Here is a 9073-nt window from a genome sequence, read left to right on the forward strand (position 1 = left end):
CCAGTCCTATAATTATCAAACCATTGGGTATTACGTCTCTTTGTTAGCACAGGCAAGAGATCACAAGGCAATCCCTTCCGCTTTAAACATTCAAGATGTTTTGAGTGCCAGTTTATCAAAGCAAATATCCCAGGAAATTGAAGAAGAAATACAACACAGTTTAAACGACATAAAGGGAAATGAATTTATTCTTAGCCTTTATTTCGGCCAGAACATGGCTAAAAGACATGCGGCTTTAGCAAAGAAGTTACATAGTTTGTTCCCCTTGCCTTTATTACGCTTTACTCTAGAAAAGAAAAAACAGTGGTCTATTAAAAAATTAATTCCCTTATCGCTTTCTGAGCTTCCTCCCCATCATTATGATTTTATGAAACAGGCGGCTGAAAGTTATTTTTCTAAAAAGCGCTTTCATCAATGGCGTAAAAAGCAACGTTTCCATGATTTGGCCATTTTAATAGATCCTGCCGAGCAAAATGCCCCTTCCAATAAGAAAGCTTTGGATTTGTTTGTATCGGTAGGCGAAACCCTGGGTCTTAATGTGGATTTTATTGACAAAAACGACAGCAAATCGATTGGGGAATATGACGCATTATTTATTCGCGCGACGACAGCTGTAGATCATTACACTTATCGCTTTGCCAGGCGGGCAGCCCAAGAAAATCTGGTAGTTATTGATGATCCACAATCGATTGTTAAATGCACTAACAAGGTGTACCTTGCAGAGCTTATGCGCAGCCATCAAATATTGACTCCGGAAACTATTTTCATTAGCAAATTCGACCAGGCTTTACCCCCTATTAATTTTCCTTGCGTATTAAAAAAGCCAGATAGCGCTTTCTCTCATGGAGTCATTAAGTTAGATGATGAAAAAGAATTACAAAAATCATTAACACAATTTTTAAAAACATCTGATTTAGTGCTATTACAACCTTTTATCCCTACCGACTACGATTGGCGAATAGGAATATTAGATAACAAACCACTCTTTGCTTGCCGTTATTATATGGCTAAAGGACATTGGCAAATTTACAATTGGGATTCTGTCCAGGAAAAAGAAGGCCTGGCTGACGCTGTGCCATTAGATGAGGTACCCGAAGGAGTTATTAAAACAGCATTAAAAGCAACACGGCTTATTGGAGATGGGTTGTATGGTGTTGATATTAAAACACATGGTGATAAGCATTATGTCATTGAAGTAAATGACAATCCAAACATAGATTTTGGCATTGAAGATGATTTATTAGGTGAGAATCTTTATCAACAAATAATGGCTGTTTTTCTGCAACGCATTCGACGGAAGCATGGGTATGTCTAACTTCTCTCTATTTTCAGTATTAGGTATTGAAATTGAATACATGTTAGTAGACAACGAAACCTTAAATGTTCGTCCGATAAGTGATTTACTCTTAAAAGATATAGCCGGAAAAATTGTAAATCAAGCAGAGCTCGGCGATATCGCGGTGAGTAATGAGCTGGTTATGCATGTCTTAGAGCTTAAAAATAATGGGCCTAAACCTGTCAATATCCAGGTGGCAGAACATTTTCAGAAAGCTATTGAAGATTTACAACCTATCCTCAAAAAGCACCATCTGAAGCTATTACCCACCGGTGCACACCCATGGATGGACCCTCACACTGAAACTAAACGCTGGCCTTACGATAACGAAGAAATATATAGACAATACAATACGATTTTTAATTGCCAGGGCCACGGTTGGGCAAATTTACAAAGTATGCATATTAATATGCCCTTTGCAAATGATGAGGAATTCTTTCATTTACACAGTTTAATCCGTTTAATTTTGCCTTTAATTCCCGCTTTATCAGCGAGCACGCCTATTTTGGATGGCAAAAAAACAGGGTTTCTTGATGCAAGGCTATCTTTTTATGAACAAAATCAACGCATCATTCCCGAGATTAGCGGCGATATTATTCCTGAATTTGTCCGCTCTAAAAGAGAATATGAAGAAAAAATTCTTCAACCTATGTATCGAGCTATCGATCCGCACGATCCGAATAAAATTTTGCAATATGAGTGGTTAAACTCTCGGGGTGCCATCGCGAAATTCGATTACAATGCCATTGAAATACGTATAGTAGATACCCAGGAAAATGTGAATTCTGATATTGCCATCGCGCATTTAATCCATCATGTTTTAAAAAGCTGGCATGAAACCTCCTCGTTTTATTTGGACAAACCCTGTGATACCAGTGCTTTAAAGGAAATCTATGACAGAGCCTTAAAAGAAGGATTAACCACCATAGTTGAGGATGGCCATATACTTGAACAATGGCAACTACCTAGACGAAGAATGAGTATTAGAGATATTTGGTCACAATTGCTAGAAAGAGTAAGCCCCAGTCTTGATAAAACTAGCCAGCTTACCATTGAGAACATTATTCGCTATGGCAATCTAAGTGAGCGTATCTTACGCAGTTGTCAAAATGCCATTACTCCTTCTATGCTTAAAAATATATATGAGCAATTAGCTTTTTGCCTGATTAAAAATCAACAGTATTTGCCATCATGAAATCTACACGTATTGTGATAAGTTGTGAGCACGCACAAGAAAAAGTTCCTAAAGAATATGCGCATTTATTTGCGACGCATAAAGAGATAAAAGAGAGCCATGAAGGCTATGATTTCGGAGCTCTGGAGATTGCCCGTTTCTTAAGTAAAGCGCTCGACACTCCTTTTTCCTATAGCCAAGTTAACCGGTTATTAATCGACTGCAATCGCAGTTTATCTAATCCGCGCTGCTTTTCAAAATTTACGCGCGCACTAGCAAAAAAAGAAAAACAAACATTAATAGATAACTATTATTTACCCTACAGAGAGGAGACGGAAAAAAATATTTTAAACTTAATTAAAAAAGACTATCAGGTTTTACATTTAGCTATCCACTCATTTACGCCCATGTTAAATGGAGTAAGAAGAAATACCGCCATAGGACTTTTATACGACCCTAAAAGGCATGGAGAAGCGGAAGTTGCCAGAGCATGGCATGGTATATTAAAAAATCAGCAGCCTCACTATAAAGTGAGAAAGAATTATCCCTATAAAGGGAATACCGATGGTTTTACTACTAGCTTAAGAAAAAAACATAATCAAATGGACTATCTTGGAATTGAAGTAGAGTGTAATCAAGCACTCCTGCATAATAAAAAGTCTTCCCAGCATGTCGCTGAAACATTATTGGAAAGCTTACACGAATTATTGCAGTTCCTTTAATTTTTCCCTACTGTTTCTCCTCCAGCGCCTTGCGGTTCAGTCTATAATTTAAATGCGTAGTCAAATGGGGAGTTTTTATGCAAAAAATATCCCAAATAGAAAGTATAGGTGTACGCTTCACTGAACTTTTACATGAAGCGGGAATTGATGATCAGCAACAGCTTTTAGAGGCCTGTAGCCAAAAATCAAAATGCGAACAATTAGCAAAGCAAACGGGAATTAACACCAAATTACTGAATAAATGGTCAACACAAGCAGATTTAGCCCGAATAGATGGAATAGGCGAGGATTATGCTAATTTATTGGAACATTGTGGTGTTCTTTCTGTGACCATTTTAAGCCAATTCAATGCAGAAAAATTATTTCAAACCTTGCAACAAATGAATATACAAACGAACTATCTAAAGCATTTACCCAGCATACAACAAGTTGAAACATGGATTAAACAGGCGACAAAACTGCCTGTAATTTTGGAAAGATAGCTAAGCGACACAGCGTGGACAAACCCCATAAATATTTAAGGCGTGGTAGGTCATTTGAAAATGTGCTTTTTCAGCAATTAATTTTTGCCTGTTTTCAATAATTTCATCTACAAATTCTTCAACTCTTCCACATTTGATACATACTAAATGATCATGATGATGACCGTGGCTTAATTCAAAAACAGAATATCCACCTTCAAAATTCAGGCGGTTTATTAAACCGGCCTCTTCAAATTGAGCAAGAACGCGATAAACTGTAGCCAAGCCTACATCTACGCCTTGATCCAGCAAGGCCTTATAAACATCCTCGGCACTTAGATGATGATCTTTTGCCTGTTCTAAAATTTGTAAAATTTTAACCCGTGGCATGGTAATTTTTAATCCGGCGTCTTTTAATTGCTTACCTTCTTCCACAAAAACTCCCCTCTAATTGGCCTGATTAAAAAAACTCAAGTTGCTTTCGAAGCATGACATGCTATTATGGCGAAATTTTATTTCTGAGGCAAAAAAATGCAAATGAGGCTATACACATTATTCTTATTGCTCATTACTTTAACTAGCTGTGCCTCCTACGACTTCCAACGCCGCGTTGTCCAGCAAGGTAATTTATTACCACAATCTAAAATTGATCACTTAAAAATAGGTATGAGCAAGGAGGATGTCGTTATTTTAATGGGCAACAGTTTACTGAGTCCAACATTTAATAATAACCGCTGGGATTACGCTTATACTTGCCGAAAAGGCGGAGGCCCCATGCAGAAAAAGCATGTGGTTTTATACTTTAGTAATAATCATTTGACTAAAATCGAGCATTCTTAACAAGGATTTTTTTCCTAGTCTTGTTGAAAAATGACCCGGTTGCTTGCCAGCGGGGGGTACATAATACATATGGCAGGGCTGGTCGCTAAAAGATATAACAAAAGGATTAGCTTCTTTTGTAGCGCGTCTTCAACTAAATGGAAAAACACCAAAAACTATTATCTGTGTCCTTATGCGTAAATTGACTCATTAATTTTTGGTGTTCTCAAAAATAAGCTGCCTTTTAATGAAGGTTACTCTTGCATTTAAAGACAGTATCTACGATGTTTATCTTCGATAGCTAGTATTAAGGAAGCTTCTTTTACTAACGCAGCACTCGCTTTATATCCACCACTCCTATCTCTTGCGCAGTCACTCGCTTAAAACGCAATAAGCGATAACTCCCTTCTATTTTTATTTCATCTCCTTCGGAACTTGAAAGCAACGAACAGCCTGTATGGAGCAATAGCTGATTTCCTATTTGAGTTAGGTGTCTGGTTAAGCGTTTATCATTAAAATAACACTGTGAAAATAAAACTCTGACCACGATTGGGCGTTCTCTATCTTAAGTTCCAAGGGAGACTCCGAGCAAAAAAACTATTCGATCATTTTTTTTACTCAGAGCAAGATGTGTAGAAGATTCAGTTGCTTACAATCAGGGTTTATGGAACTCCATAACAATCTCTACGTTACACTGCTCTATATTTGTTGATATAAAGCCCGAACTCTTTCAAGTTGTGGTTCAAAACCTTTATATTCTGGGCGAAGCCCAACTGTTTCAGTTTGTCGTCTATAAAGTCCTCGTGTCAAAGGCGCAAATTGTAGAATGAGTTTGCGATATTCAGGATAAAGTATCGATTTCTTTGCGAACAAAGAAAATCCTTTTTCCACGACAGAGGGGCTATCTAATTCATCTTGTGCTGTTTTTTCCAGAGCAGCCATCAACAGGTTAAAATTCGATTGTTCAAACAGCTGGTCAGTTCGTTTAGATAGAGTGGATATTTCTTTATTTAAACGATCAATAAACCCCGAGGGTTGAGTAATTTTACTATGAAGGGTGTTAATTTGATCTTTCAATTGTTTAAAAACAGCATCTTGAGCTTTCTCAACCAACGGTAATTCAGAATGAAAACATTCTGACGAGTTGATATTTAACGCATACCATTGAATGACGCCAGGTAGATCTAACCCTCTAGTAGAGTCAAGGTATCCTCTATCCCATTGGGCTATGGAATCCATAGGAATTCGGCCTAAGGCACGAAGTACAAGAGATTTTCCAGAAAATGCTAATTTATATTCAGGTTGTGTCAAAGGATAAGGGCCCTCAATCCGAGTGTAATCGGAATTCTGATGCAAACCTAATGAATTTAAAAAACTGACTAAATCACTTAACTCAATACTCAAGTCTCGACTATACATCGATTTTTTTTCTGATATAGGTTCAATGACAAGTTTATTAGATGACAATTCACAAATTCTAATTTTCATAGCTTATTTTTCCTTTAGTATATTTGCTTAGTATACTGTGTTTTTTTTGTACTTCAAAAAATATTTGAGAGGAAGGTGCTCTGAATATACTGTGGTGATTAACGAATGGTTATTTCATCCTATTTATCACGGATATTCATCGCATAAACCCTGGTTACAAGCAACCAGCTACGATTTCTCATGTCTTTCTTGTCGAAGGAAACTAGGTTGATGCCCATAAGCCCAACCTTTGGATATTGAAATAGATCGGATGTTGGGACTATCGGGACAAACCTACAGAGGTTTTCTTTTTCGCCCGCTGTCTCCTACTCTCCTTCGGATCAATCAGCAATGGTCTGTAAACCTCAATGCGATCACCTTGCTTTACGGGATCGTCCAGATTCGCGGGCTTGGAAAAAATGCCTACTGCAAACTCTTTAGTCTCAGGGTGGCGATTATACAGCCCGGACAATATAATCACCTCGCGGACGGTACTTTCAACAGGGCACGTTAATTTTTTATGAAATATGCGTTGGTCTTGGGATATATAAATTACCTCAACTTGTAGCATACAACTCCTCAGCCCGGTCACAAAAAGCATCCACCATCTTATCTGTAATTTGCTCAAAGACCGGTCCTAAAAACATGGAGAACATTTTACCTGCGAAATCAAACTCGAGATCAAAGGAGATGCTACACCCTTCAGGGACTTCATCAAAACGCCAAAATCCTTCTAAATGGCTAAATGGGCCATCGACTAAACGAATTTCTATCATTTTATTTTTTTGCAAACGATTACGAGTGGTAAAAGACTTGCTCATACCTGCTGCAGTAACAATCAAAGTTGCCTGTACTTCGTCTTCATCGCGATGATGTACGACACTCCTTGAGAAGTAAGGCAAAAACTCGGCATAACTCTCCACATCATTTACCAAGTTATACATTTGTTCACAGCTATAGGGAACAACACGGGATTTTCTAACGATTGTCATTCAATTTTTCCGAGGAATTAATATTAATATTTTTTTGTAACCACTGTGAGAGGTCTACTATCTCCTCCATACACACGCTGTGTCCCATTGAATAGGCATAAGAAGAAATTTCTTTGAAACCTTTATCTTCTAACCAATCAATGCTTAATCTGGACCACAAGGGTTGTACGGCTGTATCCCATTCTCCAAGGGCAAAGAAGATGGGTGTCTTTGTATTTAACGTAATCGTTTTATTTTCTTTAGTACCCGGCATATAAGCACATAAGGATATAATGCCGCCTAAAGAAGTACAAAAATTAAGCCCGGTATACAAGGCCATTGCACCACCTTGTGAGAAACCAGCTAAATAAATTTGCTCTTCTAAAAACCCTTCCGCTAATTGTTTTTCAACCACATGATAAATTTTTTCGGCAGACTCATGAGCACCTGCAATATCTTCTCTGGCACCAAAATGCAGGCCATAAATATCATACCATGCTGGCATGTGCATATGATTATTCAAAGTAACCGCACGTACGGGGGCGTCTATAAATATATGACGTACAGGAGAATTTAAACGTAATTCCTGAGCTAAACTCGCCATGTCATTTGCATTCGAGCCTAAGCCATGCATCCAAATGATACACGCTTTAGGATTCTCTCCTGTATCGTTAATGTAACTATTCAAATCAGAATTATCCACATAAAAAGCTGAATTATCCCTAAAGGGAAAAGCGATAGCAAGAGCATGCCATTCGCATTACACATAGTCATTAGAGTTGCAGTCGCAACGGGGCCAGATCGTTATTTTACCGAAATCCTATGTTATGATAGTTTAAATACCACCTGAGAAGGCCATGCGAAATTTAGTTACTTTGGTTTTATTCTTTTCCTTACTTATGATGATTGGATGCGGCCAACGAGGCCCTTTATATTTACCGAAGCCGTTGCCTCAAAAAACATCCGAAGATATAAGCTTAAAAAAATGAAAATTACATTTACAAAAATGCATGGTCTTGGAAACGATTTTATAGTTCTTGATACTATCCGCCAAAAAATAAATCTTGCTCAACTGGACATTAAATACTTAAGTGATCGCCATACCGGCATTGGATTTGATCAATGTTTAATTATTGAGCCTAGCGAAGATCCTGCGATTGATTTTCTATATAAAATTTATAATTCTGATGGAAAAGAAGTGGGGCAATGCGGTAATGGTGCACGATGTTTAGCTCGTTATGTAGCACATTACCAATTATCACAAAAAAAAATTATCACAGTTGCGACTAAAACCACGCGAATGGAATTACAAATAAATAAAGATGATACGGTGACTGTGGATATGGGATTACCGAAACTACACCCGGTTGATATCCCTTTTTTAAACGATACCCAGCAAAAAACTTATACTGTCCCTTCTCTCAATGGTGAAAATTTTGCCATGTATTTAATTAATGTGGGAAATCCTCATGCGGTTTTACTGGTTCCCCAGGTTGAAGAAGCAAAAGTACAAGAGATCGGCAGTTATATCTGTCATCATCCCCTATTCCCTGAGCAGGTAAATGTTGGCTTTATGGAAGTAATAAATCCACAGCACGTTAAATTGCGCGTTTTTGAACGTGGTTGTGGTGAAACAATGGCTTGTGGAAGTGGAGCAGTTGCAGCGGCAGCACTAGGTCGGCTTTATTTAAATTTAGATAGCACAATTACCGTTTCCCTGCCTGGAGGGGACTTACAAATTCATTGGGAAAGCCCGCATAGTCCAATTTATCTAACTGGTCCTGCCACCTTTGTCTATCAAGGCTTTTTGCTGTAAGTATAAGGAAGACTCTTTAATGCGAATTATTATTTTAGGTGCTGGCCAAGTCGGGGGAACATTAGCCCGTAACCTTGCGCACGAAGATAATGACATTACTCTCGTTGATACCGATGAGGAGCGCTTACGTGAGCTGCAACATAAGCTTGATATTAAAACGGTACAGGGGGGTGCCTCGCATCCTGACGTACTTATCGATGCAGGCATTCAGCAAGCTGATATGTTAATTGCTGTAACCAACAGTGATGAAATTAATATGATGGCATGCCAAATTGCGTTTTGCCTTTTTCGGACTCCAACCAAATTG

The 9073-nt window shown here is 38.1% G+C and carries 13 protein-coding genes and 1 pseudogene; 8 read left to right on the forward strand and 6 right to left on the reverse strand.

Annotated features, from left to right (window positions below; translation table 11 throughout):
• The first annotated feature begins 40 nt into the window (after positions 1-40).
• The 4 genes from EL206_RS09345 (at position 41) to EL206_RS09360 (ending at position 3714) form a co-directional block, all read left to right on the forward strand.
• On the forward strand, positions 41-1315 hold the full coding sequence (locus EL206_RS09345) for a RimK family protein (protein WP_232048554.1): 1275 nt from the start codon (positions 41-43) through the stop codon (positions 1313-1315).
• Positions 1308-2531, forward strand: a complete 1224-nt coding sequence (locus EL206_RS09350; RefSeq protein ID WP_058462521.1) for a carboxylate-amine ligase — start codon at positions 1308-1310, stop codon at positions 2529-2531. Before EL206_RS09345 ends, EL206_RS09350 begins: the two co-directional genes overlap by 8 nt.
• On the forward strand, positions 2528-3232 hold the full coding sequence (locus EL206_RS09355; protein WP_058462520.1) for an N-formylglutamate amidohydrolase: 705 nt from the start codon (positions 2528-2530) through the stop codon (positions 3230-3232). The genes EL206_RS09350 and EL206_RS09355 overlap by 4 nt, the downstream gene beginning before the upstream one ends.
• Positions 3233-3309: 77 nt before the next feature.
• Positions 3310-3714 (forward strand): DUF4332 domain-containing protein, encoded by a 405-nt coding sequence (locus EL206_RS09360; RefSeq protein WP_058462519.1) that lies wholly within the window; start codon positions 3310-3312, stop codon positions 3712-3714.
• Here EL206_RS09360 and fur read toward each other — a convergent pair whose 3' ends face one another.
• Positions 3715-4128, reverse strand: coding sequence for a ferric iron uptake transcriptional regulator (fur, locus tag EL206_RS09365; protein ID WP_058462518.1), 414 nt, complete (start codon positions 4126-4128; stop codon positions 3715-3717). It lies immediately after the preceding gene.
• 96 nt (positions 4129-4224) lie between these two features.
• Between fur and EL206_RS09370 the strand changes: the two genes are divergently transcribed.
• Positions 4225-4533, forward strand: coding sequence for an outer membrane protein assembly factor BamE (locus EL206_RS09370; RefSeq protein WP_232048555.1), 309 nt, complete (start codon positions 4225-4227; stop codon positions 4531-4533).
• 304 nt (positions 4534-4837) lie between these two features.
• On the opposite strand, the gene EL206_RS10245 is transcribed toward EL206_RS09370, so the two are convergent.
• The 5 genes from EL206_RS10245 to EL206_RS09395 form a co-directional block, all read right to left on the reverse strand.
• Complete coding sequence (locus EL206_RS10245) at positions 4838-5059, reverse strand: transposase DNA-binding-containing protein (protein ID WP_162261876.1); 222 nt, start codon at positions 5057-5059, stop codon at positions 4838-4840.
• 152 nt (positions 5060-5211) lie between these two features.
• A complete protein-coding gene (locus EL206_RS09380) occupies positions 5212-6000 on the reverse strand; it encodes a hypothetical protein (protein ID WP_058462517.1) in 789 nt (262 codons plus the stop codon).
• A 259-nt stretch (positions 6001-6259) separates the two neighbouring features.
• The gene (locus EL206_RS09385) at positions 6260-6550 is read right to left on the reverse strand and encodes an RnfH family protein (RefSeq protein WP_058462516.1); all 291 of its coding nucleotides are present in this window, start codon (positions 6548-6550) and stop codon (positions 6260-6262) included.
• Positions 6537-6971, reverse strand: a complete 435-nt coding sequence (locus EL206_RS09390; RefSeq protein WP_058462515.1) for a type II toxin-antitoxin system RatA family toxin — start codon at positions 6969-6971, stop codon at positions 6537-6539. Before EL206_RS09390 ends, EL206_RS09385 begins: the two co-directional genes overlap by 14 nt.
• On the reverse strand, positions 6958-7638 hold the full coding sequence (locus EL206_RS09395) for an alpha/beta hydrolase (RefSeq protein ID WP_084758871.1): 681 nt from the start codon (positions 7636-7638) through the stop codon (positions 6958-6960). Before EL206_RS09395 ends, EL206_RS09390 begins: the two co-directional genes overlap by 14 nt.
• A 211-nt stretch (positions 7639-7849) precedes the next feature.
• Between EL206_RS09395 and lptM the strand changes: the two genes are divergently transcribed.
• From lptM to EL206_RS09410, 3 genes and pseudogenes are all read left to right on the forward strand, one after another.
• Complete coding sequence (gene lptM, locus EL206_RS09400) at positions 7850-7939, forward strand: LPS translocon maturation chaperone LptM (RefSeq protein ID WP_415098702.1); 90 nt, start codon at positions 7850-7852, stop codon at positions 7937-7939.
• Entirely contained in the window at positions 7936-8766 is an 831-nt protein-coding gene (gene dapF / locus EL206_RS09405; RefSeq protein WP_058462513.1) for a diaminopimelate epimerase, read from the forward strand. The genes lptM and dapF overlap by 4 nt, the downstream gene beginning before the upstream one ends.
• A 19-nt stretch (positions 8767-8785) precedes the next feature.
• Positions 8786-9073 (forward strand): annotated as a pseudogene (locus EL206_RS09410) (NAD-binding protein); the annotation flags it as partial.

It is taken from the genome of Legionella adelaidensis (genome assembly GCF_900637865.1).
In the GTDB taxonomy this organism is placed as follows: Bacteria; Pseudomonadota; Gammaproteobacteria; order Legionellales; family Legionellaceae; genus Legionella_A; species Legionella_A adelaidensis.